The sequence below is a fragment of the Pseudomonas sp. Soil_N_39 genome (assembly GCF_057655955.1).
Genome location: NZ_JBDGLI010000006.1, coordinates 143,906 through 167,849, shown reverse-complemented (window position 1 = coordinate 167,849; position 23,944 = coordinate 143,906). Strand labels below are relative to the sequence as shown.

Genomic DNA, 23,944 nt, shown 5'->3' with positions numbered 1-23,944 from the left:
GAATCGGTATTTTCGAAAAATGTTGTGGTTATTACTACATTTTTCCTTGAGTGATACCTTGAAAAAAGGTATTTGTAGTTTAACTTGATAAAAGAACAAACATCATGCCTTCGATTACGGTTGAACCGTGCACCTTTGCCTTGTTCGGCGCGTTGGGCGATCTGGCCTTGCGCAAGCTCTTTCCTGCCCTGTACCAGCTCGATGGCGCCCAATTGCTGCACGAGGACACGCGGATCATCGCGTTGGCCCGTGAGCCCGGCGGCGAGCAGCAGCACCTGGCATTCATCGCCGCCGAGCTGCGCCGTTATGTCGGCGAAAAAGACCTGGACGAAGCCGTACTCGAGCGTTTCCTGGCCCGTTTGACCTACCTGCACGTGGATTTCCTCAAGGCCGACGATTATGTCGCCCTGGCCGAAGCGGCCGGTTCGGCCCAGCAGGTCATTGCCTATTTCGCCACCCCGGCGGCGGTGTATGGGGCGATCTGCGAGAACCTGGCGAAGGTCGGCTTGAGCGAGAATACCCGGGTGGTGCTGGAGAAGCCCATTGGCTCGGACCTGGAGTCGTCGCGCAAGGTCAACGATGCCGTGGCGCAGTTCTTCCCGGAAAACCGCACCTATCGCATCGACCATTACCTGGGCAAAGAGACGGTCCAGAACCTGATTGCGCTGCGGTTCGCCAACAGCCTGTTCGAAACCCAGTGGAACCAGAACTACATTTCCCACGTGGAAATCACCGTGGCCGAGAAAGTCGGTATCGAAGGCCGCTGGGGCTATTTCGACAAGGCCGGCCAACTGCGGGACATGATCCAGAACCACCTGCTGCAGCTGCTGTGCCTGATCGCCATGGACCCTCCGGCCGACTTGTCCGCCGACAGTATCCGCGACGAGAAGGTCAAGGTGCTCAAGGCCCTCGCACCGATCAGCCCGGAAGGCTTGACCACCCAGGTGGTGCGTGGCCAGTACATCGCCGGCCACAGCGAGGGCAAGTCGGTGCCTGGCTACCTCGAAGAACCCAATTCCAACACCCAGAGCGACACCGAGACGTTCGTCGCCCTGCGCGCTGACATCCGCAACTGGCGTTGGGCCGGGGTGCCGTTTTACCTGCGTACCGGCAAACGCATGCCGCAGAAGCTGTCGCAGATCGTCATCCACTTCAAGGAACCGTCCCACTACATCTTCGCGCCCGAGCAGCGTTTGCAGATCAGCAACAAGCTGATCATCCGCCTGCAACCGGACGAAGGGATTTCCCTGCGAGTGATGACCAAGGAGCAGGGCCTGGACAAGGGCATGCAATTGCGCAGCGGTCCGCTGCAACTCAACTTCTCCGACACCTATCGCAGCGCACGGATTCCCGATGCCTACGAGCGGTTGTTGCTGGAAGTCATGAACGGCAATCAGAACCTGTTTGTCCGTAAAGATGAAATTGAAGCCGCGTGGACGTGGTGTGACCAGTTGATCGCCGGGTGGAAAAAGTCCGGCGATGCGCCCAAGCCGTATGCGGCGGGGTCCTGGGGGCCGATGAGCTCCATTGCACTGATCACGCGGGATGGGAGGTCATGGTATGGCGATATCTGAAGTGAAACTGCCGCAGGGCGTCAGCGCCCACGAATTCAAGAACCCGGTGCTGCTGGCCGAAGGCCTGGCGCTGAACGTGGCCGAGCAGTTGCGCAAAGCGATCGATGCGCGCGGCACGGCGACCCTGGTGGTCTCCGGTGGCCGCAGCCCGGTGGCGTTTTTCCAGCACCTGGCCAAGCAGGCGCTGGACTGGTCCAAGGTGGTGGTCAGCCTGGCCGACGAGCGCTGGGTACCGGTTGAACACGCCGACAGCAACGCCGGTTTGCTCAAGCGTTATCTGTTGCAGGGCGCCGCGGCCAAGGCCCAGTTCCTGAGCCTCTACAGCGCCAGCGCGCACCTGGAAGCGGCTGCCGAGCAGGCCGATCGCTTGCTGGCCGAACTGCCGCCCATCGACGTACTGGTATTGGGCATGGGCGATGACGGGCACACCGCCTCGCTGTTCCCGGACAGTCCGAACCTGGCCCAAGCCCTGGACGCCAACGGCACTCGTCGTTGCTGGCCGATGCTGGCGCCGACCGTGCCGCACCAGCGCTTGACCATGAGTCGCGCCTTGCTGGCCTCGGCGCAACACAAAGTGCTGTCGATTTCCGGTCAGTCGAAATTGACCACCCTGAACGCCGCGGTGGCGGGTGACGATGTCGCCGAAATGCCGATCCGCGCGTTTTTGCAACCTACGTTAGAGATTTACTGGTGCCCATGAACCAAGGATCAGCCGCTATGACAAACCCATCCCCGACCGTTTCCATGGCGGACAAAGTTGCCCTGATCGACAGCCTCTGCGCCAAGGCGCGGATCCTGCCGGTGATCACCATCGCCCGCGAACAGGACATCCTGCCGCTGGCCGATGCCCTGGCCGCCGGTGGCCTGACGGCGCTGGAAGTGACGTTGCGTTCCCAATACGGTCTCAAGGCCATCCAGATTCTGCGCGAGCAGCGTCCGGAATTGGTGACCGGCGCCGGCACGGTGCTCGACCGCCACATGCTGGACGCCGCCGAGGCAGCCGGTTCGCAGTTCATCGTCACCCCGGGCATCACCCGCGACCTGCTCGAAGCCAGCGTCTATAGCTCTATCCCGTTGCTGCCAGGCATCAGCAACGCCTCGGGCATCATGGAAGGCTACGGCCTGGGCTATCGCCGCTTCAAACTGTTCCCGGCCGAAGTCAGCGGCGGTGTCGCGGCCATCAAGGCCTTGGGCGGCCCGTTCGGCGAAGTGAAATTCTGCCCGACCGGCGGCGTGAGCCCAGCCAACATCAAGAGCTACATGGCGTTGAAAAACGTGATGTGCGTGGGCGGAAGCTGGATGCTTGATCCGGAGTGGATCAAGAACGGCGACTGGGTCCGCATTCAGGAATGCACCGCCGAGGCCTTGGCGCTGCTGGACTGATTGTTTTACCGAACCTCGTTGGGTGTTCTACGGTTTTACGGTGCGCTTGGTCGGCGCACCGTTTTTTTTTGCCTGGACTTTTACGCCGGCACAGATTTCCTGTGGCGAGGGAGCAAGCTCCCTCGCCACAGGGATCTAGGTACGGCTTAGTGTAATCAGCGCCTGGGTCAACCGCTCGATATCACTCGCCAAGGTAATCAACCCAGGGGTAATGCGGATGCACGGCCCGACGCTGGTATGGCGCACCACCGTGAAGATTCCATGCTCAGTGAGCAGTCGATCGGCCATCGCCTGTTGATCGGCGTGAGCGGTGAAGCGCATCGCCGTGATGCCGCAATAGAGACGCCGGTCATCCGGGGTCATCACTTCGATGCCCGGCACATCGCGCACGGCCTTCACCCACAGGTCGCGCAGGTAACACAGGCGCGCGCCTTTGGCCAAGGCGCCGCCCAGGCTGCGGTGTTCTTCGAAGACCAGGGGCAGGGTGAGCAAGGCCGGGATGTTCGGCGTGCTATGGGGCGTGCGCGAGCGGACGTCGGTGGCGGGGTAGCTGTCTTCGTCCATGTCCGGGTCGATGTCGGCCAACCGCTGCGGGGCGATGTACAGGAAGCCCTGGGAGAGGGGGCCACCGATCCACTTCTGCAGGTTGAACCCGGCAAATTCGATCCCGAGTTTCTTCAGGTCGAAATCGATCTGGCCCAGGGCGTGGGCACCGTCGAGGATGATATCGACGGCAAACTCCCGGGCGTTCTCGGCAATGGCCTGGACCGGCATCACCAGCCCGGTGAGGTGGTTGACGTAGGTCAGCGCCATCAGCTTGAGACGAGGGTAGCGAATGAACGCTTCGCGATAAGTGCCCACCAGGCTTTCGAAACTGGCGGGGTGCTGGTGGACGATTTCGATCACTTCCACGCCACGCCGGCGGGCCAGCCAGCGCATCGCGCTTTTGACCGAGGCATATTCCACGTCACAGATCAGCACTTGATCGCCCGGCTTGAGGCCGTTGTAGTTGCGAATCAAGGTTTGCAGGGCATCCACCGCGCTGTTGGCCAACGTCACGCTCTGGGGGGAGGCGTGGATCAGTTGGGCCACCTGTCGCCGAATGGCTTCGCCGTGTTCCTGGTCGAACTGCTGGCGCACGTACACGGAGTTGCCGCGGTTGATGAATTCGATGTTTCGCTGGTATTCCTCCACCACGGTGCGGGACATGCGTCCGAAGTAGCCGTTTTCCAGATTGAGTGGCCCGGCGGGATCGATGTCGTAGCGGTCGACAAAGGTTTTCCAGAAAGCCTCGTCGTGGGCACGCAGCGTGTTTTCGGGCATGGCGGGTCTCAGTCAGTCAATGGCGAGGTTTGGGCAGGCCATGTTTGGCGCGCAGCGGGTCCAGCAGGTCGGACAAACCGTTGTGGTCGATTTCCTGCATCAACGCCAGCAAACCGCCCAGTTCACCCTTGGGAAAGCCCTCACGGGCGAACCAGTTCAGGTATTGACCCGGCAGGTCGGCGAGGATTCGGCCCTTGTATTTACCGAAGGGCATTTGACGCGTGACGAGCAATTCGAGCTTTTCCGGATTCATGGCAATCGTCTTGATTCAAACCTGTCTCGAAAATACAGGCATTCTGCATGCAGGCCAAATGACAGATCATGCAAATAGCGCGGATACAGATTTCAGTGGGTTTGTTAAGCAATTGATTTTTAAATAATTTTATTGGAGTTGATGGCTGGCATGGCCGATGCAATATCCCTTGCAGGTTTTCTATTCACCCGCAAAGGAACTGAAAAATGACTGACATCAACAAAGAATCCATCTCCGTCTTGAACGACCTGATCGAGACCAGCAAGGATGGCCAGGAAGGGTTCAAGACCTGCGCTGAAGACATCAAGCATCCGGAACTCAAGTCGCTGTTCGTCCAGCGTGCCGCCGATTGCGCAGCCGCTGCGGCTGAACTGCAAGCTGCGGTTCGCGCCCTCGGTGGTGATCCGGAAACTTCCACCAGCGTCGCCGGTGACATGCACCGTCGCTGGGTGGACGTGAAAGCCATGTTCACCGGTAAGGACGAAGAAGCGGTGCTCAACGAAGCCGAGCGCGGTGAAGACCATGCGCTCAAGGCCTATAAGGAAGCGCTGGAAAAAATCAGCAAGCATAATCTGGTCGGCATTCGTGACCTGGTTGAGCGCCAGTACCACGGTGTGCAACGCAACCATGACCAGGTCAAGGCGCTGCGTAACCAGGCACGTGCCCAGAGTTAAAAAGACGCAGCCAACACCGCCGAAAAAAACGCCAGCTTGCCTGGCGTTTTTTGTGGGGGCGACTCAAATTTAAGGTGAGCACTGTTGTGGCGAGGGGATTTATCCCCGCTGGATTGCGAAGCAACCCCTATATCCGGGCTGACACGACGCAGTAATACAGATGGGACTGGGGCTGCTGTGCAGCCCAGCGGGGATAGATCCCCTCGCCACAAGGTCGGGTCGAGGCATTTCAACTCAGCGCCAGACGGAAACAGTGTTTGTTAAATCCATCAATAATCACCTCTGGACTCTAATAGGTAGCTAGCTAATAATTGCATCGCCTATCCCCTCGCATTGCATCTATTGTTACTGGCATCCCCCAAAGAGTTTTTCGCGTGCCCATTACCTTCCAGGCCTTGTTCGCCCCTGATCGCCTCGCTCTGCAGTTCGCCATCAAGACCGTGCTTGGCGCCGGGCTGGCGTTGTGGCTGGCGTTGCGCTGGGGGTTGGAGCAGCCGTCATGGGCGTTGATGACGGCGATCATCGTCGCCCAGCCACTGTCCGGGATGGTGGTGCAGAAGGGGTTGGCGCGATTGGTCGGCACGTTGGTGGGCACCGTCATGTCGGTGGTGTTCATGGGCCTGTTTGCCCAGGCGCCCTGGTTGTTCCTGCTGGCCCTGGCGCTCTGGCTGGGCCTGTGCACGGCCTGTTCGACGCTGTTGCGCAGTGCCTGGTCGTATTCATTCGTGTTGGCCGGCTACACGGTGGCGATCATTGCCCTGCCGGCCCTTTCCCATCCGCTGGGGGTGTTTGATCAAGCGGTGGCACGCTGCACCGAGATCAGCCTGGGCATCGTCTGCGCCACGGCAGCCAGTGCCTTGCTTTGGCCGTTGCGGGTCGAGCGGCAATTGGCCGGGCAGGCCCTGGCTGCCTGGCAAAGCGGCATGCAGGCTGCCCGTGCGACCCTGGCGGGCGATGCCCAGGCCCGTAAAGGGTTGCTGGAAATCCTGGGCAGGATTGTCGCGGTGGATGCCCAGCGCGAACATGCCTGGTTCGAAGGCAGCCGTGGTCGACAGCGGGCCAGGGCCATCAGCGGCTTGAGCCAGAAATTGCTGATGTTGCTGCGTCTTTCGCGCTCGGTGCGTCGGCAGTGGAAACAGCTCGACCCTGAAGAGGCTCAGGCCCTCCAGCCGTGGATGAACGAGGTGCAACAAGCCCTCGACGCCGACAGTGCGACCCTGCAAGCCTTGCGTCCCCGGGTATGGGATGCGTCCCACGACCCGCAGTTCAGCGCGGCGCAAAGTTATTGCCTGGCGCGTTTCGCTCTGTTGCTCGATACCGCCCTGGCCGCCTGCGCAGCCTTGACGGCGGTACAGGAGGGCAGGGAGGCCGCGGATCCACCGCGAACCCTGGCGCCTCATCGTGATCTGTCCCTGGCGATAGTCTTCGGCGCACGCAGTGCCCTGGCGTTCCTGGTAGTTGCCTGTTTCTGGCTGGCAACCGCCTGGCCCGCCGCATCGGGCGCGATGCTACTGACGTGCGTGGTGTGCAGCTTGTTTGCCAGTCGTGAAAACGGCGCGCAGATCGGCATGAGTTTTCTGCGGGGCATCTTTTTGGCCGTGCCGACGGCGTTCGTGATCGGCGAGCTCGTGCTACCGCAATGGAGCAGTTTCGCGATGCTGTGCCTGGCCATGGGGGTGCCGTTGTTTTTCGGGGCATTGGGCATGGCCAAGCCGCAGATCTTCGCCACGGCGACGTCGTTCTGCCTGCATTTCGTGGTGCTGATATCGCCACTCAACACCATGAAGTACGACGTCGCGGCGTTCTTCAACAACGCCCAGGCCATGATGATTGGCGTGGGCGCGGCGGTGCTGGCCTTCAATCTGCTGATTTTGCGCAACCCGGCCTGGCACAGCCGCCGCCTGCTGGCCGCGACCCTTCACGACCTGGTGCGCCTGACCCATCGCCGCCTGCAGGGTGCCGAGAGCTGGTTCGGCGGGCGCATGGCCGACCGGCTGCTGCAACTGGCCAGGCATTACCCTGAACTGCCGGTGCAGGCGCGTAGCCGTTGGGATGATGGCTTGCTGGGCCTGGACATTGGCGATGAGCTGTTGCATTTGCGCCTGAGCCTGGCCGTCGCCCAAGTGCCCGATACCCGGGCACAGCGACGTTATTTCGAAGCGCTGGAGCAGGTGCTCGAACGCGGTCCTGCCGGCGACCAGGCCGATGCGCTGGCCCCGGCGAGCGCCGAGTTCCTGAACGTGTTGTCGACCCAGCCGCCCGGCGATGCACTGAAGCTGGCCCAGGGCGCGGTGGTGCAATTGCAAAACAGCTGGCGCGCCTGGTGCCGCCAGCACGAACCTGAACGACGGGAGCACAGCCATGGGCTTGCGTGAGTGGTCGATTGGCGGGGTGTTGCTCAGCCCGTTCCTGATTTATGTGGTGCTGGCATTGCTGGTGACCGGCGCGCTGCGCCTGTTGCTCAGCCTGGTGCCGGCCGGGCGCTGGATCTGGCATGAAGCCTTGTTCGACTGCGCCCTGTATGTCTGTGTCCTGACTGTTATTACCGTGGCCCTCGGGCCGCTATAGGAGTTGAACATGCGTACTTCCGTACGTGTCGTCGTCACGCTGTGCATGGTGGCTGTGGCGATCTTCGCCGGCTTTCACCTGTGGCAGTACTACATGCTCACGCCCTGGACCCGTGATGCGCGGATCCGCGCCGACGTGGTGGTGATCGCCCCCGATGTGTCGGGTTGGGTGCGCGAGCTCAAGGCGGTGGATAACCAGCAGGTCAAGGCCGGCGATCTATTGCTGAGCATCGACCGCGAGCGTTTCGAGGCGGCGGTGGAGAAGGCCCGGGCCGTGGTCCAGACACGCCAGCAGCAACTGAGCCTGCGCGAACACGAAGCCAGTCGCCGCGCCGCCCTGGGGCCCCAGGCCATCAGTGCCGAACTGCGGGAAAACGCCCAGATCAACGCCGGCATCGCCCGCGGCGAACTGCGCGAAGCCCAGGCCGAGGCCAAGGTCGCCGAGCTCAACCTGGCCCGCAGCCAGGTCCTGGCCCCGCGCAGCGGCCATATCACCAACCTGCGCCTGGCCGAAGGCAACTACGTGAATGCCGGGCAGCCGGTGATGGCGCTGATCGACGACTCGACCTTCTATGTGCAGGCCTATTTCGAAGAAACCAAATTGCCCAGGATTCGTGTGGGCGATCCGGTCAAGGTCTGGCTGATGAGCGCCGGCCATGCCCTGGAGGGGCACGTGGAAAGCATCAGCCGCGGCATTACCGACCGCAACACCAACCCCGATGCGCAGTTGCTGGCGGAGGTGGAGCCGACCTTCAACTGGGTGCGCCTGGCCCAGCGGATCCCGGTGCGGATCAAGTTGGACAAGGTGCCGGAGGGGGTAAACCTGAGCGCCGGGATGACGGCGAGTGTGCAGGTGCGTGAAGACCAACCATAAATGTGGGAGCAAGGCTTGCCCGCGATGAAGATGACTCGGTCTCTCAGGGAACCGAGGCGCCTGCATCGCGAGCAAGCTTTGCTCCCACACAGTGGCTCGCCACAGGTCATTCGCTTTAGAGGGTGGTAATCAACCGACAGTGATCGCCGGCAGCGTCGGCAACGTCACGGTCTGCTGCTTGCGCGGGGCGAGGATCTCGGCTTCGCCGTCCACCACCAGTTCGTCGCGTTGGTTGAACACCCGCGTAGCAATACGCACGCGAAACTTCGGCAGTTTTTCCAGGATTTCCAGGCGTACGGTCAAGGTGTCGCCGATTTTCACCGGCTTCTGGAAGCTCATCTGCTGGCCGAGATAGATGGTGCCCGGCCCAGGCAACTCGCACGCCACCGCCGCGCTGATCAGCGCCCCGCTGAACATGCCGTGGGCGATGCGTTCCTTGAACATGCTCGCCGCGGCGAATTCGGCGTCCAGGTGCACCGGGTTGTGATCGCCCGACATTGCCGCGAACAGCTGGATGTCGCGTTCCTCGACGGTCTTGCTGTAGCTGGCGGTCTGGCCGATTTCGAGGGCTTCGTAAGGGGTGTTGGTAACCTGGGTCATCTGTTTCAGATCCTGTGGAGTAAAGGAAAACGCTGCAAGCCTACTCGCTGCGTGGCGGCCGCTTGTGGTTCAAGGCCTGGGCAATCCAGGCCAACATGTCGGCGGTCACTTCATCGCGGTTGGTTTCATTGAACAATTCGTGCCGGGCCTGCGGGTAGATCGTCAATTGCAGGTGTTGGCTGCCGGCGTCGCGCAGGGCGTCGGCCAGATCCTTCAGACGCTTGCCTTCGCTCACCGGATCACATTCGCCGCCGATGACCAGCAAGGGCAGGCCCGGATCGATCTGGGCGAGATTGGACGCTTTGCTGATTTGCTGCAAGCCGCCGAGCAGGTCGACCCACAGTTGATTGGTGCAGCGAAAGCCGCACAGCGGGTCGTGGACATATTTGTCGACTTCGGCCGGATCGCGACTGAGCCAGTCGAAAGGGGTACGCGTGGGTTTGAATTTCTTGTTGAAACTGCCGAACGACAGCCACTCGATCAAGGCACTGCGCCCCGTCGCACCCTGGCGCCGACGTTCGAAGCGGGCGATCAGGCGAGCGCTGCGGTAGAGCGTCAGCGGCTGAAAGTTCGAACCGCTGAGTATCGCCCCGTGCAGGCTGGCGCTGTGATGCAGCAGGTAACCTTGGGCGATGTAGCTGCCCATGCTGTGGCCCAGCAGCAGAATGGGTGTATCAGGATGTTGCTGGACGATGTGGTGATTGAGGCTGGCCAGGTCGCCCACGACCTTGGCCCAGCCATCCTCGTCGGCGAAGTGGCCGAGAATCGCCTCCTCGCCGGTCTTGCCATGGCCGCGCAGGTCCAGTGCGTAGACACCGTAGCCTTCGTCGCACAGCGCCTGGGCCAGGCGCGCGTAGCGGCCGCTGTGTTCGGCCATGCCGTGGGCCAGCATGACCACCGCCAACGGGGCGGTGTCGGGCAGCCATTGGTTGACGAACAGGCGGCTGTGGTCGGTCGCGGTCAGCCAGAACGTTTGGTGGATCATGGCGATTCCTTTACACAGGGGCATGTGCAGCGTCGCTGCATTGTATAGCGCATCCGTTGCGTCTCGCCTGAGCCAAGGCAGGAAGATTCACACAATCTATGACGCAGGTTGCCATATTTGCCTGATTGGCCATAGCTGCTAGTGTCCCAGGAGCTCCGCCTCTGCAAGCGATACAGACGCGGCCCGGATATGCTCAGGTAAAGAGGACAAAAACAATGCAGCCTGATTTCTGGAATGACAAACGCCCGGCCGGCGTGCCCCTGGATGTCGACCTCGGGGCCTACAAGTCGGTGATCGAGGTGTTCGAGCGTTCCTGCAAGAAATTCGCCGACCGCCCGGCGTTCAGCAACATGGGAGTGACCCTCACCTATGCCGAACTCGAGCGCTACAGCGCAGCCTTCGCCGGTTACCTGCAAACCCATACCGACTTGGCGCCGGGTGATCGTATCGCGGTGCAGATGCCCAACGTCCTGCAGTACCCGATCGCCGTGTTCGGTGCCTTGCGCGCCGGGCTGGTCGTGGTCAACACCAACCCGTTGTACACCGCGCGGGAAATGCGCCATCAGTTCAAGGACTCCGGTGCCCGGGCGCTGGTGTACCTGAACATGTTCGGGCAGAAAGTCCAGGAGGTGTTGCCCGATACGGACCTGCAGTATTTGATCGAAGCGAAGATGGGCGACCTGATGCCCACCGCCAAGGGTTGGCTGGTCAACACGATGGTGAGCAAGGTCAAGAAAATGGTCCCGGCCTATTCGCTGCCCCAGGCCATTTCCTTCAAAAGCGCCTTGCGCCTGGGACGTGGCCAGGGCATCAAGCCACTGAAAGTCAGCCTTGACGACATTGCCGTGTTGCAATACACCGGCGGCACCACCGGGCTGGCGAAGGGCGCGATGCTGACCCACGGCAACCTGGTGGCCAACATGCAACAGGCCCGAGCCTGCCTGGGGCAGCTCGGCGATGACGGCCATCCATTGCTGCGCGAAGGCCAGGAGGTCATGATCGCGCCACTGCCGCTGTACCATATCTATGCATTCACGGCGAACTGCATGTGCATGATGGTGACTGGCAACCACAACGTACTGATCACCAATCCGCGGGACATCGGCGGTTTCATCAAGGAACTGAAGAACTGGCGTTTCTCGTTGCTGCTGGGGCTCAACACGCTGTTCGTGGCGTTGATGGACCACCCGGATTTCAAGACCCTGGATTTTTCCCACCTCAAGGTCACCAATTCCGGCGGCACCGCGTTGATCAAGGCCACGGCTGAACGCTGGGAGCAGATCACCGGTTGCGGCATTACCGAGGGGTATGGCCTGACCGAAACCTCGCCGGTGGCGAGCGCCAATCCTTATGGCGGCAAATCCCGGCTGGGCACGGTGGGGATGCCGGTGCCGGGCACGCTGATGAAAGTGATCGACGACGAGGGCGTCGAGCAGCCCTTGGGCGAGCGCGGCGAGCTGTGCATCAAGGGCCCGCAGATCATGAAAGGCTACTGGAACAAGCCTGAGGCCACGGCTGAAGTGCTGGACAGCGAGGGCTGGTTCAAGTCCGGTGATATTGCGGTGATCGACCCGGATGGGTTCGTGCGCATCGTCGACCGCAAGAAGGACATGATCATCGTCTCGGGTTTCAATGTGTACCCCAACGAGATCGAAGACGTGGTGATGGCCCATCCCAAGGTGGCCAACTGCGCGGTGATCGGCGTGCCGGACGAGCGTTCAGGAGAGGCGGTGAAGTTGTTCGTGGTGGCCCGGGAAAGCGGGGTCAGCCTTGAAGAACTCAAGGCCTACTGCAAGGAGAACTTCACCGGCTACAAGATTCCCAAGCACATCGTGCTGCGGGACTCGTTGCCGATGACACCGGTGGGCAAGATCCTGCGGCGGGAGCTGCGGGAGATCGCCTGAGGTTAGAGAAGACCCTAGAAACCCTGTGGGAGCGAGCTTGCTCGCGATAGCGGTAGGTCAGTCACAGAGATGTTGGCTGATACACCGCCATCGCGAGCAAGCTCGCTCCCACAGTTTCTTGTGTATTCAGAGCGTTTCAGTGGGATTTTGAATTTTTACTCTAAAAATGACCATTGAATATTCATGAGTCATGTTTATGACTGTGGGGGTTGTTTTTGGCTCTAGGCGACCCTCGGCAAAGCTGCTACTCTCGGCGCGCTTTTGTGACTTCTCGGCCTTGATTCAAGCCAGATTCACCAATAAACACACACCAATAATAATCGCATCAAATGCGGTGAGAATTCGCGTTGCTGAGGAGTGGGCTTCCATGATCGAAGACTTTTGGAAGGATAAGTACCCAGCTGGGATTGCTGCCGACATCAATCCAGACGAGTATCCGAATATTCAGGCGGTGTTGAAGCAGTCCTGCCAACGCTTTGCCAACAAGCCGGCGTTCAGCAACCTCGGCAAGACGATCACCTACGGTGAGCTCTACGAGTTGTCCGGAGCGTTTGCCGCGTACCTGCAACAGCATACCGATTTGCAGCCGGGCGATCGAATCGCCGTGCAGTTGCCCAACGTTCTCCAGTACCCGGTGGCCGTGTTCGGTGCGATCCGTGCCGGGCTGATCGTGGTCAACACCAACCCGTTGTACACCGCGCGGGAAATGGAGCACCAGTTCAACGACTCCGGTGCCAAGGCGCTGGTGTGCCTGGCGAACATGGCGCATCTGGCCGAAACCGTGGTGCCGAAGACGGGCGTCAAGCATGTCATCGTCACCGAAGTCGCCGACCTGCTGCCACCGCTCAAGCGCCTGTTGATCAACAGCGTGATCAAGTACGTCAAGAAGATGGTGCCGGCCTATCACTTGCCCAAGGCCGTCAAGTTCAACGACGTGCTGAGCAAAGGCCACGGCCAGCCAGTGAACGAAGCCAACCCCACCAGCGACGATGTGGCCGTGCTGCAATACACCGGCGGCACCACCGGCGTGGCCAAGGGCGCGATGCTCAGCCACCGCAACCTGGTGGCGAACATGCTGCAGTGCAAGGCGCTGATGGGCTCCAACCTCAATGAGGGTTGTGAGGTGCTGATCACGCCGCTGCCGCTGTACCACATCTATGCCTTCACCTTTCATTGCATGGCGATGATGCTGATCGGCAACCACAACATCCTGATCAGCAACCCGCGCGATCTTTCGGCGATGGTCAAGGAACTGTCGAAGTGGAAGTTCAGCGGTTTCGTCGGCCTCAATACGCTGTTCGTGGCCCTGTGCAACAACGAAGCCTTCCGCAAGCTGGACTTCTCGGCGCTGAAAGTCACCCTGTCTGGCGGCATGGCCCTGCAACTGGCTGCGGCCGAGCGTTGGAAAGCGGTGACCGGCTGCCCGATCTGCGAAGGTTATGGCATGACCGAAACCAGCCCGGTGGCCACCGTCAACCCGATCCAGAAAATTCAGGTCGGTACCATCGGCATTCCAGTGCCGTCGACGCTGTGCAAGGTGATCAATGATGCGGGCGTCGAACAGCCCTTGGGCGAAATCGGCGAGTTGTGCGTGAAAGGTCCGCAGGTGATGAAGGGCTACTGGCAGCGCCAGGAAGCCACCGACGAGATCCTCGACAGCGAAGGTTGGCTCAAGACCGGTGACATCGCGCTGATCCAGCCGGACGGTTACATGCGCATCGTTGATCGCAAGAAGGACATGATCCTGATCTCCGGTTTCAACGTGTACCCCAACGAGCTGGAAGATGTGCTGGCCACCCTGCCGGGCGTGCTGCAATGCGCGGCCATCGGCATACCGGACGAGAAGTCTGGCGAGGCGATCAAGATCTTCATCGTCGCGCGGCCGGGTGTCACCTTGACCAAGGAACAGGTGATGGAACACATGCGTGCCAACGTCACCGGCTACAAGGTGCCCAAGGCCGTGGAATTCCGCGATGCCTTGCCGACCACCAACGTCGGCAAGATTTTGCGGCGCGAATTGCGGGATGAAGAACTCAGGAAGCTGGGTTTGAAAAAGTAAGATCGCAGCCAATAAAAAGCCCCGTCGATGCGGGGTTTTTTATTGCGCGAAAAATCTTTGTGGCGAGGTAGTTTGTGTGGCGAGGGGATTTATCCCCGCTGGGTTGCGTAGCAACCCCAAGACTCATCAGCCACAGCGATGTGTCAGACAGGATGCAGGGGGTTGCTGCGCAACCCAGCGGGGATAAATCCCCTCGCCACAGAGAGCGCTTTTGTCCTCGGGAGTCGGGTTACAACCTGAACTGCGCAAAATCCAGATTGGTGCCACCCGGGCGCATGTCCTGAAGATAGGAGTCCTTGTCAGCGCTCAATTCCAGGCTCAGGGCTGCCTTGCGTTTGCCCTGGTTGCGCACTTCCAGGCCTTCCATTTTTTCCCGCAGGAACACGGTCGGCACCTTCAGGTGCAGCAGCTCATCGGTGGTCGGCGTGTGCAGCAGCAGGTGGATCCATTCGTACTGACCGATGGCCAGGCGCGCCACCGGAATATCGAACCAGAAGATATTGCGGTTGCGGTTCAATTCGCTGAAGTGGCAGTTGTTGACGCCCAGTACGGCGCCGCCCAGTTCCTGGTTTCTGCGGGCGATGGCCTGCTTTTTATCGAGTTTCATAACGTTCCTACGAGATTGGAGCTTCAGGCCGCAGCCTGAATACGTGGGGCATTCTCGGGGGTGGATCGGCAAACATAAAGCGCAACCTGCATCTGACGATGAAATGCGCTGCTGAAAAATGAAACTCCCCGCAAATAGCCTCGGTCAACCCTTATGTAATGACTTTTCGTACAGTTGTTCACAGGAGAGACGTCATGGGTAGCACGAGCGATAAAGTGAAGGGCGTTGCCAACGAAGCCGTCGGCAACATCAAGCAAGGCGTTGGCAAGGCCACCGACAATGACCGCATGCGCGCCGAGGGCGTGGTACAGGAGAAAAAAGGTGAGGCCCAGCAAACCGTGGGCAAGGCCAAGGATGCAGTCAGGAAAGGCGTTGACGAGGCATAACCGGCCTGTTGAAAAAGCGATTGGAACGGCCATCCGTGGGTGGCCGTTTTCATGTCGGCTCGAACTTGCACGGGGGAAATTGTTCCAAAGTCGCCAAACAGGTTACTTTTGTCTTGGATAGCAACCCCGTGAGTCGCCAGGCGACCTTCCTTTTTTGCGGCGAAAGGAGACGCACATGATGTTCCCGGCCTTGAAAGGCTTGCCCTTGCATCGTGTGATGATGCGCACCGTGACCGAGTTTCTCGACGACGAGATGTCGACCTACGCCTCGGCATTGGCCTACCAGATGCTGTTTTCGCTGTTTCCGTTCATTCTCTTTCTGATCGCGTTGATCGGCTTCCTGCACCTGCCGGACTTCTTCTCCTGGCTGCGCCTGCAATCGGAACTGGTGCTGCCGCCCCAGGCCCTGGAGCAGGTCAACCCGGTGATCGACCAACTCCAGCAATCCAAGGGCGGCTTGTTGTCGGTAGGTATCGTCATTGCCTTGTGGACCGCTTCGGCGGGCGTGCGGCTGATGATGAGCGCGATGAACGCCGCCTACGACGTCGTGGAAGGTCGTCCGGCCTGGAAGCGCTTTCCGCTGTCGATCTTCTACACCGTCGGCATCGCCGGCATGCTGCTGGCCGCTGCGGCGCTGATGGTGCTCGGGCCGCAGGTAATGGGCTGGATTGCGGCCCAGGTCGGCTTGGAAGAGTTCATCGTCACGCTCTGGACGATCGTGCGCTGGCCGGTGATCGTGATCTTGCTGATGGTCGCCGTGGCGCTGATCTATTACGTGATGCCCGACGTCAAGCAGGAGTTTCGCTTCATCACGCCGGGGTCGGTGCTGGCGGTGGTGGTCTGGATCATCGCCTCCCTGGGCTTCGCGTTTTACGTCAAGACCTTTGCCAACTACAACGCCATGTATGGCAGCATCGGCGCGATCATCGTGTTGTTGCTGTATTTCTATATTTCTGCGGCAGTGCTGTTGCTCGGCGCGGAGATGAATGCGGTGATCGAGCACATGTCCACCGAGGGCAAGGACCCCGGCGAAAAGAGCCCGGGCGAGCACGAAAAACAGCACGTGTCGGGCCTGGGCCGCGACCATTCCATTCCTCTCACCCACCCTGACGAAGCCCGACCATGATCCGTGACATCCTGAAAATGGGCGATGAACGCCTGCTGCGCATCGCCCCGCCGGTGCCCGTCGAAATGTTCGACAGCCCAGAGTTGTGGCAATTGATCGACGACATGTTCCAGACCATGGAAAGCGTTGGCGGTGTCGGTCTGGCGGCGCCGCAGATCGGTGTCGACCTGCAACTGGTGATCTTCGGCTTCGAGCACAGCGAGCGTTACCCCGACGCCGAGGCTGTGCCCCAGACCATCCTGATCAACCCGCTGATCACCCCCCTGGGCCCGCAGATGGAAGAGGGCTTCGAAGGTTGCCTGTCGGTGCCGGGCCTGCGCGGTGCGGTCGAGCGCTACCAGCACATCCGCTACGAAGGCTTCGATCCCAAGGGCGAGCCGATCGTGCGTTATGCGTCGGGCTTTCATGCGCGGGTGGTGCAGCATGAATGCGATCACCTGATCGGGCGCTTGTACCCGTCGCGCATCACGGATTTCAGTAAGTTCGGGTTTACCGAGGTGATGTTTCCCGATCTGGATCCGACTGCAGACGATTGACACCCCACCACCAAACCCTGTGGGAGCGAGCTTGCTCGCGATGGCGTCAGGTCAATTGCATCCATGTGGCTGACACACCGCAATCGCGAGCAAGCTCGCTCCCACAGTGGGCTGCGTTGATCTCAGGGTTTTGTGGGCACCAACCCCATCGCAATCATCGGCTTGCTACGCGCATACCGGCTCAGACGCTCAGCCATCGCATAGGGCAGTTCAGGATTGAAGCTGAAACCGCGCCGCTCATAAAAACCACGCAAGTCCGGGTGGCAGAACAGCCACACAGGCTCGTCCACGTCTTTCACCGCCTCGGCGATCAACCGCGCTGCAACGCCCTGTACGCGGTACGCCGGGTCGACGAACAACCCCGTCAACCAATGCCCGCCCGACACCGGCCGCAGGCACAGGGCGGCGACGATCTCATCGCGCCGCGCCACCCAAAGCTGCGCGTCACGCACGGCTTTCATCGAGGATTGGTGGGCGCGATAGAACTTGTTCATCAGCGGCCAAAGCGATGCTTCGAGCGCGGCGTAATGGATTTCAGGCATGGCAGGATCGTGGGCGATGAGAGGAGGGCGATTATAAAAGAACGCGAGTGCGGCGATAGGTGTATACCTGACTTCACATCCCGTATGACTGGAGTACGTATCATGGCCAAAGGCATGGATTCAAAAAAAGCGGCAAAGAAAAAACCGGCGAAGACTGCCGATGAAAAGCGCGCCGACAAAAAAACCAAGAAGGTGAACCTGTTCGGTCATTGAGCCGGTAACGCCTCGGCGGGCCTCCGGTTTGAGCTGGGGTGGTCACCCCAGCTCAAACGCTTCGTGATGTGCCGAGGCTCAAAGCGAGGCGAGAAACATGTCCGTGGCCGAGGCGTTGTCGTCCGTGCGACTCTCCTGGGCCTTTTCCACTTGTGCCATCGCTGACTTGTCCTGCATGCGTTGGGCAATCTCTTGGCTGACCGCCATCTGCTTCTCGGGCGGCATTGCCTCGAACTCCTCCTCTGTAATGCCCATCTCTTCGAGAATGCTGTCGCGCAGGCGCTCTTCAGGCGTCTTGCTCATGTAGTCCTTGAATTGCGCCAATGCGGAACTGCCAATGTTCTTGGCCTCTTCGGACGCTGTCGAGGCGACCGTCTGCAAGTGCACGCGCGTCTTGGCGAACGCCTCATCCACCTTGTCGCTGATGGCGGTGGCAGCGTTGACCTGCTGCGTGGCTTGTCGGGTGAAGGAATCCTGGACCTGGGCACTGCCTTGGCTGGCCTGGGCCTGGACGTTATCGCGCAACGCCTGCAACGCGGCGCTTTGCAGGCCGCTGGCGGCTTCGGCGGTGGGATCCTCGCCCGGGCGTTTGAGTGGCAAGACCATCGCTTGCTGTTTGGCACTGACCAACATGATGAACACCTGTAGGTAATGGCTGAGGGATGGGCAGGAGCAATTCCCATGCCGTCGCTGCGAGGGCCATATTCCAAGGGCTGTGGACAAGTGCGTGGCGAGTGGGGCGGCCAACCCTTGCCGTCGGACGGCATGGATCGACCGCTTGAGCGTGGTGCTCAGGTGCTTTCGCGAACCTTGAGTTCAAAGCCCAGGTCCACCACCGGTTGGGCGATGCGGTTGCCGGCCATCAGCGTCAGCATCTGTTCGGCGGCGCGGCGGCCGATGGCTTCCCGTGGGGTGCTGATGCTGCTCAGGCGCGGCACCATGTGGGCCGAGGCGGGCAGGTCGTTGAAGCCCAGGACCGAGACCTGCTCGGGGATCTTGATGCCGCAGCGCAATGCCTCGAACAAGGCGCCGTGGGCCAGGTCGTCGTTGCCGAAGAAGATCGCATCGACGTCCGGGTGGCTGTCGAGCAATTGCAGGAACAATTCGCCACCCAGGCCCACCGATGATGGACGCGGTGTCAGCACTTCCAGGTCTGGATCGTACAACCCGGCGTTTTGCAGGGCGCGACGAAAGCCTTCGCCGCGCAGCAGGGTGCGCTGATCCAGTTGCGCGCCGATGTAGGCCAGGCGCTTGCGGCCCTTGGAAATCAAGTGTTCGGCCGCCGTTTCGCCGGCCTTGAGCTGGGAGAAACCGACGCAGTTGAGCCCGGCACCGGGGTCCAGTTCCATCATGTACACGCACGGAATGTTGCTGGCCTCGATCATGCGTCGGGCGCTTTCGGTGCGGTCGAAACCGGTCAGCAGCAAGCCCCGTGGCTGATAGGCCATGTAGTTGCGCAACAGGTCTTCTTCCTCGTCCCGGGAGTAGTGGTAGTTGCCGATCACTACTTCGAAGCCCTTGGGCCGCAGCACCCGATGAATGGCTTCCAGGGTGTCGATGAACAACAGGTTGGACAGCGACGGCACCAGCACCACCACCGAATGGCTCTGGGCCGAAGCCAGGGCGCGGGCGGCGGGATTGACGACGTAGTTGAGCTCCACGGCGGCCTGGCGGACTTTTTCCACCAGCTCCGCGGCGACGGTGCTGACGCCGCGCAGGGCTCGGGAGGCGGTGATGGGGCTGACACCGGCCAGGCGTGCGACTTCATTGAGCGTAGGGCGACCGGTGGTGCGAGTATTCTTATCGTTTTTAGGGGCGGTCATCAGGGCGGCTTGCCAAACAAAAATCAAGGTACTAAGGTAGCGCTGTCTCGACGCCGCTGCAAATGCGTGAGCGGGGGTTGCCTGATCCCCCGTCCGTTGGTGTCGTGAACGAACATGCTGCAACCACAAAAATGACAAGAAGGCGTCGGCAACTTCTGCTTTTGCTGCGGTGTCATAACTGGCAAAGGTAGCGCTGTCTGCGCGCTGAGGTGTTACATGAACAATCCCATCACCGCCCTGGTCATCATGGGCGTTGCCGGTTGCGGCAAAACTTGCGTCAGCCAGGCCCTGTGCCAATTGAGCGGCGCCACCGCCATCGAAGGCGACACGTTCCACCCCGCGGCCAACATCCAGAAGATGAGCGCCGGTATCCCCTTGAACGACGACGACCGTGCCGGCTGGCTCGACAGCCTGTGCGACGAGTTGCGCCGTGTCGACGCCACGGGCGAGCGCCCGGTGCTGACCTGCTCGGCCCTCAAGCACAGTTATCGCGAGCGTCTGCGCAGCGCCTTGCCAGGCCTGGGCTTCGTATTCCTTGAATTGACCCCCGAAGTGGCCGCCGACCGTGTTTCCCACCGTCCTGGCCATTTCATGCCATCGACCCTGATCGACAGCCAGTTCGCCACCCTTGAATCCCCTGTCGGCGAGCCCCTGACCCTGGCTCTGGACGCGTCCAGCCACAGCGTTGACGAACTGGCCCAGCAGGCTTACGTCTGGTGGTTGGCCCACGGTTTGAAGCTTGCCAGCTGAGTTTCAAAAATTTGCGTCAGAAAGATAGCGCTGTCCCGATGGCTCATAAATAACTGCTTCAATAACAACAACAAATCAGGAGACACCTCCCATGTTCGGCATGTCCCACGAGACGTTCCTACTGCTTGATGCAGTGGTCACGGTGATCGGACTCATCGTCCTCATCACCAAGTTCAAATTCCACCCGTTCATTGCGCTGACCATCGCCGCCGCATTCCTCGGCCTGACGTCGGGCATGCCGACCGGCACCATCATCAAGGCGTTCCAGGACGGCTTCGGTGGCGTGCTGGGCTTTGTCGGCATCATCCTGGCGCTGGGCACGATGCTCGGCAAGATGATGGCCGAGTCGGGCGGGGCCGATCAGATCGCCCAGACCCTGATCCGCGCTTTCGGCAAGGACAAGGTGCAGTGGGCCATGATGTTCGCCGCGTTCCTGGTGGGCATCCCGCTGTTCTTCGAAATCGGCTTCGTACTGCTGATCCCGCTGGTGTTCATCGTTGCGCGTCGCACCGGCGTGTCGATCATCAAGATCGGTATTCCGTTGCTGGCCGGCCTTTCCGCAGTCCACGGCCTGGTGCCGCCGCACCCGGGGCCGCTGTTGGCGATCGGCATATTTGGCGCTGATATTGGCAAGACCATTCTTTACGGCCTGATCGTCGCGCTGCCGACCGCCATCATTGCCGGGCCGATCTTTGGTACGTTCATTGCCAAGCACATCCCCGGCCATCCTAACCAGGAGCTGGTGGACCAACTGGCCCGCGAGACGAACTCTGCCGAGCTGCCAAGTTTCAGCATCACCCTGATCACCGTGCTGTCGCCGGTGTTCCTGATGCTGCTCAAGACCTTTGCTGACGTAGCGCTGCCGGACGGCAATCTCTTCCGTGTCTGGATGGACATGATCGGCCACCCGATCTCGGCCTTGCTCCTGGCTTTGCTGCTGTCGCTGTACACCTTCGGCTACAAACAGGGCATCGGTTCCAGCCAGATGCTCAAATGGCTGGACGCCAGCCTCGCGCCGACCGCCGCGATCATCCTGATCATCGGTGCCGGTGGTGGCTTCAAGCAGATGCTGGTCACCAGCGGCGTGGGTGATGTGATCGGTCACATGGCGGTGAGTGCGCAGATCTCGCCGATTCTGCTGGCCTGGCTGGTGGCGGCAGTGATTCGGATTGCGACGGGTTCGGCGACGGTGGCGACCATTACCGGTGCCGGGATCGTGGTGCCGGTGGTGGGGATGATGCCGGGTGTGAACCGTGAGCTGCTGGTGCTGGCGACCGGTGCCGGTTCGTTGATCCTGTCCCACGTCAACGATGCGGGCTTCTGGCTGGTCAAGCAGTACTTCAACATGACCGTGGCCGAGACCTTCAAGACCTGGACCGCAATGGAAACCATCCTGTCGGTGGTGGGGTTGATCTTTATCCTGCTGCTGTCGCTGGTGGTCTAAGCAACAACGCATAACCCACTGTGGGAGCGAGCTTGCTCGCGATGGCGGACTGACAGTCGATACCTTCGCTGACTGTTATGCCGCTATCGCGAGCAAGCTCGCTCCCACGTTGGTTTCTGGTGATCAGTAGATCCAAGGTGGGATCCAACTCCCACCGATGGTTTTGTCTCAGGCGTTAGGTTTGCTTACCAGCCCATCCGCCCGAAACATCCCGCGGATCCCACGCACCGCCTGGCGAATCCGGTCCTGGTTCTCGATCAGCGCAAAGCGCACGTGATCGTCCCCATATTCCCCGAACCCCACCCCTGGCGAGACGCAGACCTTGGCTTCGGCCAGCAGCTTCTTGGCGAATTCCAACGAACCCAGGTGCGCGTAGGCCTCGGGAATCTTCGCCCAGACGTACATCGAGGCCTTGGGATTTTCTACCATCCAGCCCAGTTCATGCAGGCCCTTGACCAGCACATTGCGGCGCTGGCGGTACTGCTCGGCGATGTCGCGCACGCATTGCTGGTCGCCTTCGAGGGCGGCGATGGCGGCCACTTGCAGCGGGGTGAAGGTGCCGTAGTCGTGGTAGCTCTTGATCCGCGCCAGGGCGTTGACCAGTTCCGGGTTGCCCACCATGAAACCGATGCGCCAGCCGGCCATGTTGTAGCTCTTGGACAGGGTGAAGAACTCCACCGCGATGTCTTTCGCGCCGGGTACTTGCATGATCGACGGGGCTTTCCAGCCGTCATAGACGATGTCGGCGTAGGCCAGGTCGTGGATCACCAGCACGTCGTACTGCTTGGCCAGGGCGATGACCCGCTCGAAGAAGTCCAGCTCCACGCACTGGGCAGTGGGGTTGGAGGGGAAGCCGAGGATCATCATCTTCGGCTTGGGAATCGAGCCGCGGATGGCCCGCTCCAGTTCGTCGAAGAAATCCACCCCTGGCACCAGCGGCACCGAACGCACCTGGGCGCCGGCGATCACCGCGCCGTAGATGTGGATCGGATAGCTGGGGTTGGGCACCAGCACCGTGTCGCCCTGGTCCAGGGTCGCGAGCATCAGGTGGGCCAGGCCTTCCTTGGAGCCAATGGTGACAATGGCTTCGGTTTCCGGGTCGATGTCCACCTCATAGCGGTCCTTGTACCAGCGCGAAATAGCGCGGCGCAGGCGCGGGATGCCTTTGGAGGTGGAATAGCCGTGGGTGTCTTCACGCTGGGCGACGGTGACCAGTTTTTCCACGATGTGCGGGGGCGTGGCGCCGTCGGGGTTACCCATGCTCAAGTCGATGATGTCTTCGCCGCGCCGACGCGCAGCCATCTTCAGCTCGGCAGTGATATTGAATACATACGGGGGGAGTCGATCGATGCGCGCAAAGCGGCGCGGCGAACCTTGTTCGGCCATTGTTGCCTCGAGATACGTGAGCGCCCGGAACCGTCCGAGCGACGTTGGCCACTGCGGTGGCCTGCGGCGCAAGATAATCGGGCGGATGTCGGATTGTCCAGTAGCGGCGCGCAACTATTTTCGACGACACTGTCGACCTCGCCGCGCAGCCATCAACGACGGCTGCGGGCAGTTGAATTCGCCGCACCCCAATCGAACGGAATGAATGATGGAATTTTCCAGCGGTTTCCTGCTGAGTCTCTCCCTGTGCCTGGACATTGGCGTGGCCAATATCGCGATGATCACCCTGGCGATGCAACGCGGCTATTTCCAGGGTTTCGCCCTGGGCCTGGGCACCTGCGTGGGCGACCTGGTCTACGCGGTCCTGGCCCTGGCCGGCATGACCGTACTGCTGCAATACGAAGCGGTGCGCTGGGTGCTGTGGGTCGGCGGCTCGGTGTTGTTGCTGTACTTCGCGGCGAAAATGATCCACTCGGCGATCTATCACAGCGCGGTACTGGCCGAGGCCGACGAAGTGCAGGGCAACTCATCGCGCCAGGAGTTCTTTCGCGGGATTTTCCTGGCCATGTCATCGCCCAGCGCCATCCTCTGGTTCGCGGCGGTGGGCGGCACGCTGATCGCCCGTTCGGGCGGCGGAACCTTGCTCAGCTCGGCGCTGTTCCTCAGTGGTTTTCTCTGCGCCGGGCTGCTGTGGTGCGCGGCCCTATGCCTGGCGGCGACCCAGGGCGGCAAACTGTTGGGGGATAAACTGTTGCGGTATTCCTATTGGGCATCCGCCGCGATCTTCTGCTATTTCGCGGTGTACGTGATTGTTTCTGGTTACAACGAGTTTGTAGGGAAAGCCGTCACCAGCGCCCTGCCGGGCATCTGACAAGCGAAACGGCCTGGCAATTACGGTTTGGCTTCTATACTGCAAAGCCCTACTTCACGTTTTG

Annotated in this window: 24 protein-coding genes; 15 read left to right on the top strand and 9 right to left on the bottom strand. The window is 60.8% G+C overall.

Annotation, left to right across the window (positions count from 1 at the left end):
* Positions 1–104 precede the first annotated feature (104 nt).
* From zwf to AC3A5O_RS11545, 3 genes are read left to right on the top strand one after another with little or no spacing between them, the layout of a single operon-like run.
* Positions 105–1,574: a glucose-6-phosphate dehydrogenase gene (gene zwf, locus AC3A5O_RS11555; RefSeq protein WP_092203908.1), complete on the top strand. Its 1,470-nt coding sequence runs from the start codon at positions 105–107 to the stop codon at positions 1,572–1,574.
* Positions 1,561–2,274 carry a 6-phosphogluconolactonase gene (pgl, locus tag AC3A5O_RS11550; RefSeq protein WP_122566840.1) on the top strand — a complete coding sequence of 238 codons (714 nt, stop codon included), beginning with the start codon at positions 1,561–1,563 and terminating at the stop codon, positions 2,272–2,274. Before zwf ends, pgl begins: the two co-directional genes overlap by 14 nt.
* Positions 2,275–2,291: 17 nt before the next feature.
* On the top strand, positions 2,292–2,957 hold the full coding sequence (locus AC3A5O_RS11545; RefSeq protein WP_487753196.1) for a bifunctional 4-hydroxy-2-oxoglutarate aldolase/2-dehydro-3-deoxy-phosphogluconate aldolase: 666 nt from the start codon (positions 2,292–2,294) through the stop codon (positions 2,955–2,957).
* A gap of 135 nt (positions 2,958–3,092) precedes the next feature.
* Here the strand turns inward: AC3A5O_RS11545 and AC3A5O_RS11540 are convergent, their stop codons facing one another.
* The gene (locus AC3A5O_RS11540) at positions 3,093–4,280 is read right to left on the bottom strand and encodes an aminotransferase class V-fold PLP-dependent enzyme (protein WP_305491817.1); all 1,188 of its coding nucleotides are present in this window, start codon (positions 4,278–4,280) and stop codon (positions 3,093–3,095) included.
* Between the two features lie 16 nt (positions 4,281–4,296).
* On the bottom strand, positions 4,297–4,533 hold the full coding sequence (locus AC3A5O_RS11535) for a DUF3820 family protein (protein ID WP_053119117.1): 237 nt from the start codon (positions 4,531–4,533) through the stop codon (positions 4,297–4,299).
* A 206-nt stretch (positions 4,534–4,739) separates the two neighbouring features.
* Between AC3A5O_RS11535 and AC3A5O_RS11530 the strand changes: the two genes are divergently transcribed.
* From AC3A5O_RS11530 to AC3A5O_RS11515, 4 genes are all read left to right on the top strand, one after another.
* Positions 4,740–5,207: a PA2169 family four-helix-bundle protein gene (locus AC3A5O_RS11530; RefSeq protein ID WP_122566836.1), complete on the top strand. Its 468-nt coding sequence runs from the start codon at positions 4,740–4,742 to the stop codon at positions 5,205–5,207.
* Between the two features lie 374 nt (positions 5,208–5,581).
* Positions 5,582–7,582, top strand: a complete 2,001-nt coding sequence (locus AC3A5O_RS11525; RefSeq protein ID WP_122566835.1) for an FUSC family protein — start codon at positions 5,582–5,584, stop codon at positions 7,580–7,582.
* Entirely contained in the window at positions 7,569–7,775 is a 207-nt protein-coding gene (locus AC3A5O_RS11520) for a DUF1656 domain-containing protein (RefSeq protein ID WP_122566834.1), read from the top strand. Before AC3A5O_RS11525 ends, AC3A5O_RS11520 begins: the two co-directional genes overlap by 14 nt.
* 9 nt (positions 7,776–7,784) lie before the next feature.
* A complete protein-coding gene (locus AC3A5O_RS11515; protein ID WP_122566833.1) occupies positions 7,785–8,648 on the top strand; it encodes an efflux RND transporter periplasmic adaptor subunit in 864 nt (287 codons plus the stop codon).
* 129 nt (positions 8,649–8,777) lie between these two features.
* Here the strand turns inward: AC3A5O_RS11515 and AC3A5O_RS11510 are convergent, their stop codons facing one another.
* Positions 8,778–9,248, bottom strand: coding sequence for a MaoC family dehydratase (locus AC3A5O_RS11510; RefSeq protein ID WP_122566832.1), 471 nt, complete (start codon positions 9,246–9,248; stop codon positions 8,778–8,780).
* 40 nt (positions 9,249–9,288) lie between these two features.
* The gene (locus AC3A5O_RS11505; RefSeq protein ID WP_122566831.1) at positions 9,289–10,233 is read right to left on the bottom strand and encodes an alpha/beta hydrolase; all 945 of its coding nucleotides are present in this window, start codon (positions 10,231–10,233) and stop codon (positions 9,289–9,291) included.
* A 215-nt stretch (positions 10,234–10,448) separates the two neighbouring features.
* On the opposite strand from AC3A5O_RS11505, the gene fadD2 reads away from it, so the two are divergent.
* Positions 10,449–12,137: a long-chain-fatty-acid--CoA ligase FadD2 gene (gene fadD2 / locus AC3A5O_RS11500; RefSeq protein ID WP_122566830.1), complete on the top strand. Its 1,689-nt coding sequence runs from the start codon at positions 10,449–10,451 to the stop codon at positions 12,135–12,137.
* Between the two features lie 367 nt (positions 12,138–12,504).
* On the top strand, positions 12,505–14,196 hold the full coding sequence (fadD1, locus tag AC3A5O_RS11495; RefSeq protein ID WP_305470038.1) for a long-chain-fatty-acid--CoA ligase FadD1: 1,692 nt from the start codon (positions 12,505–12,507) through the stop codon (positions 14,194–14,196).
* 229 nt (positions 14,197–14,425) lie between these two features.
* Here fadD1 and AC3A5O_RS11490 read toward each other — a convergent pair whose 3' ends face one another.
* On the bottom strand, positions 14,426–14,803 hold the full coding sequence (locus AC3A5O_RS11490; protein WP_122566828.1) for a hypothetical protein: 378 nt from the start codon (positions 14,801–14,803) through the stop codon (positions 14,426–14,428).
* Between the two features lie 194 nt (positions 14,804–14,997).
* On the opposite strand from AC3A5O_RS11490, the gene AC3A5O_RS11485 reads away from it, so the two are divergent.
* From AC3A5O_RS11485 to def, 3 genes are all read left to right on the top strand, one after another.
* Positions 14,998–15,189: a CsbD family protein gene (locus AC3A5O_RS11485; protein ID WP_305482891.1), complete on the top strand. Its 192-nt coding sequence runs from the start codon at positions 14,998–15,000 to the stop codon at positions 15,187–15,189.
* Between the two features lie 175 nt (positions 15,190–15,364).
* Complete coding sequence (locus AC3A5O_RS11480) at positions 15,365–16,315, top strand: YihY/virulence factor BrkB family protein (RefSeq protein ID WP_122566827.1); 951 nt, start codon at positions 15,365–15,367, stop codon at positions 16,313–16,315.
* Complete coding sequence (def, locus tag AC3A5O_RS11475; RefSeq protein ID WP_122566826.1) at positions 16,312–16,851, top strand: peptide deformylase; 540 nt, start codon at positions 16,312–16,314, stop codon at positions 16,849–16,851. Before AC3A5O_RS11480 ends, def begins: the two co-directional genes overlap by 4 nt.
* Before the next feature lie 122 nt (positions 16,852–16,973).
* On the opposite strand, the gene AC3A5O_RS11470 is transcribed toward def, so the two are convergent.
* The 3 genes from AC3A5O_RS11470 to gntR form a co-directional block, all read right to left on the bottom strand.
* Positions 16,974–17,393 (bottom strand): GNAT family N-acetyltransferase, encoded by a 420-nt coding sequence (locus AC3A5O_RS11470; protein WP_305470044.1) that lies wholly within the window; start codon positions 17,391–17,393, stop codon positions 16,974–16,976.
* 291 nt (positions 17,394–17,684) lie between these two features.
* Positions 17,685–18,239: a hypothetical protein gene (locus AC3A5O_RS11465; protein ID WP_122566824.1), complete on the bottom strand. Its 555-nt coding sequence runs from the start codon at positions 18,237–18,239 to the stop codon at positions 17,685–17,687.
* A gap of 158 nt (positions 18,240–18,397) precedes the next feature.
* The gene (gntR, locus tag AC3A5O_RS11460; RefSeq protein WP_305470046.1) at positions 18,398–19,429 is read right to left on the bottom strand and encodes an HTH-type transcriptional regulator GntR; all 1,032 of its coding nucleotides are present in this window, start codon (positions 19,427–19,429) and stop codon (positions 18,398–18,400) included.
* A 216-nt stretch (positions 19,430–19,645) separates the two neighbouring features.
* On the opposite strand from gntR, the gene AC3A5O_RS11455 reads away from it, so the two are divergent.
* Together AC3A5O_RS11455 and AC3A5O_RS11450 are read left to right on the top strand one after the other, a co-directional pair.
* Positions 19,646–20,179 carry a gluconokinase gene (locus AC3A5O_RS11455; protein WP_305482897.1) on the top strand — a complete coding sequence of 178 codons (534 nt, stop codon included), beginning with the start codon at positions 19,646–19,648 and terminating at the stop codon, positions 20,177–20,179.
* 91 nt (positions 20,180–20,270) lie between these two features.
* Positions 20,271–21,623, top strand: a complete 1,353-nt coding sequence (locus tag AC3A5O_RS11450) for a GntP family permease (protein ID WP_122566821.1) — start codon at positions 20,271–20,273, stop codon at positions 21,621–21,623.
* Between the two features lie 168 nt (positions 21,624–21,791).
* Here AC3A5O_RS11450 and alaC read toward each other — a convergent pair whose 3' ends face one another.
* Entirely contained in the window at positions 21,792–23,009 is a 1,218-nt protein-coding gene (gene alaC, locus AC3A5O_RS11445; protein ID WP_060738844.1) for an alanine transaminase, read from the bottom strand.
* Positions 23,010–23,217: 208 nt separating this feature from the next.
* Here alaC and AC3A5O_RS11440 point away from each other — a divergent pair, with 208 nt between their 5' ends.
* Positions 23,218–23,880 carry a LysE family translocator gene (locus AC3A5O_RS11440; protein WP_487753195.1) on the top strand — a complete coding sequence of 221 codons (663 nt, stop codon included), beginning with the start codon at positions 23,218–23,220 and terminating at the stop codon, positions 23,878–23,880.
* The last annotated feature ends 64 nt before the right edge of the window (positions 23,881–23,944 follow it).

Coding starts and splice junctions, on each gene's coding strand:
- zwf (WP_092203908.1), top strand. CDS start 105: ATGCCTTCGATTACGGTTGAACCGTGCACCTTTGCCTTGTTCGGCGCG.
- pgl (WP_122566840.1), top strand. CDS start 1,561: ATGGCGATATCTGAAGTGAAACTGCCGCAGGGCGTCAGCGCCCACGAA.
- AC3A5O_RS11545 (WP_487753196.1), top strand. CDS start 2,292: ATGACAAACCCATCCCCGACCGTTTCCATGGCGGACAAAGTTGCCCTG.
- AC3A5O_RS11540 (WP_305491817.1), bottom strand. CDS start 4,280: ATGCCCGAAAACACGCTGCGTGCCCACGACGAGGCTTTCTGGAAAACC.
- AC3A5O_RS11535 (WP_053119117.1), bottom strand. CDS start 4,533: ATGAATCCGGAAAAGCTCGAATTGCTCGTCACGCGTCAAATGCCCTTC.
- AC3A5O_RS11530 (WP_122566836.1), top strand. CDS start 4,740: ATGACTGACATCAACAAAGAATCCATCTCCGTCTTGAACGACCTGATC.
- AC3A5O_RS11520 (WP_122566834.1), top strand. CDS start 7,569: ATGGGCTTGCGTGAGTGGTCGATTGGCGGGGTGTTGCTCAGCCCGTTC.
- AC3A5O_RS11515 (WP_122566833.1), top strand. CDS start 7,785: ATGCGTACTTCCGTACGTGTCGTCGTCACGCTGTGCATGGTGGCTGTG.
- AC3A5O_RS11510 (WP_122566832.1), bottom strand. CDS start 9,248: ATGACCCAGGTTACCAACACCCCTTACGAAGCCCTCGAAATCGGCCAG.
- AC3A5O_RS11505 (WP_122566831.1), bottom strand. CDS start 10,233: ATGATCCACCAAACGTTCTGGCTGACCGCGACCGACCACAGCCGCCTG.
- fadD2 (WP_122566830.1), top strand. CDS start 10,449: ATGCAGCCTGATTTCTGGAATGACAAACGCCCGGCCGGCGTGCCCCTG.
- fadD1 (WP_305470038.1), top strand. CDS start 12,505: ATGATCGAAGACTTTTGGAAGGATAAGTACCCAGCTGGGATTGCTGCC.
- AC3A5O_RS11490 (WP_122566828.1), bottom strand. CDS start 14,803: ATGAAACTCGATAAAAAGCAGGCCATCGCCCGCAGAAACCAGGAACTG.
- AC3A5O_RS11485 (WP_305482891.1), top strand. CDS start 14,998: ATGGGTAGCACGAGCGATAAAGTGAAGGGCGTTGCCAACGAAGCCGTC.
- AC3A5O_RS11480 (WP_122566827.1), top strand. CDS start 15,365: ATGATGTTCCCGGCCTTGAAAGGCTTGCCCTTGCATCGTGTGATGATG.
- def (WP_122566826.1), top strand. CDS start 16,312: ATGATCCGTGACATCCTGAAAATGGGCGATGAACGCCTGCTGCGCATC.
- AC3A5O_RS11470 (WP_305470044.1), bottom strand. CDS start 17,393: ATGCCTGAAATCCATTACGCCGCGCTCGAAGCATCGCTTTGGCCGCTG.
- AC3A5O_RS11465 (WP_122566824.1), bottom strand. CDS start 18,239: ATGTTGGTCAGTGCCAAACAGCAAGCGATGGTCTTGCCACTCAAACGC.
- gntR (WP_305470046.1), bottom strand. CDS start 19,429: ATGACCGCCCCTAAAAACGATAAGAATACTCGCACCACCGGTCGCCCT.
- AC3A5O_RS11455 (WP_305482897.1), top strand. CDS start 19,646: ATGAACAATCCCATCACCGCCCTGGTCATCATGGGCGTTGCCGGTTGC.
- AC3A5O_RS11450 (WP_122566821.1), top strand. CDS start 20,271: ATGTTCGGCATGTCCCACGAGACGTTCCTACTGCTTGATGCAGTGGTC.
- alaC (WP_060738844.1), bottom strand. CDS start 23,009: ATGGCCGAACAAGGTTCGCCGCGCCGCTTTGCGCGCATCGATCGACTC.
- AC3A5O_RS11440 (WP_487753195.1), top strand. CDS start 23,218: ATGGAATTTTCCAGCGGTTTCCTGCTGAGTCTCTCCCTGTGCCTGGAC.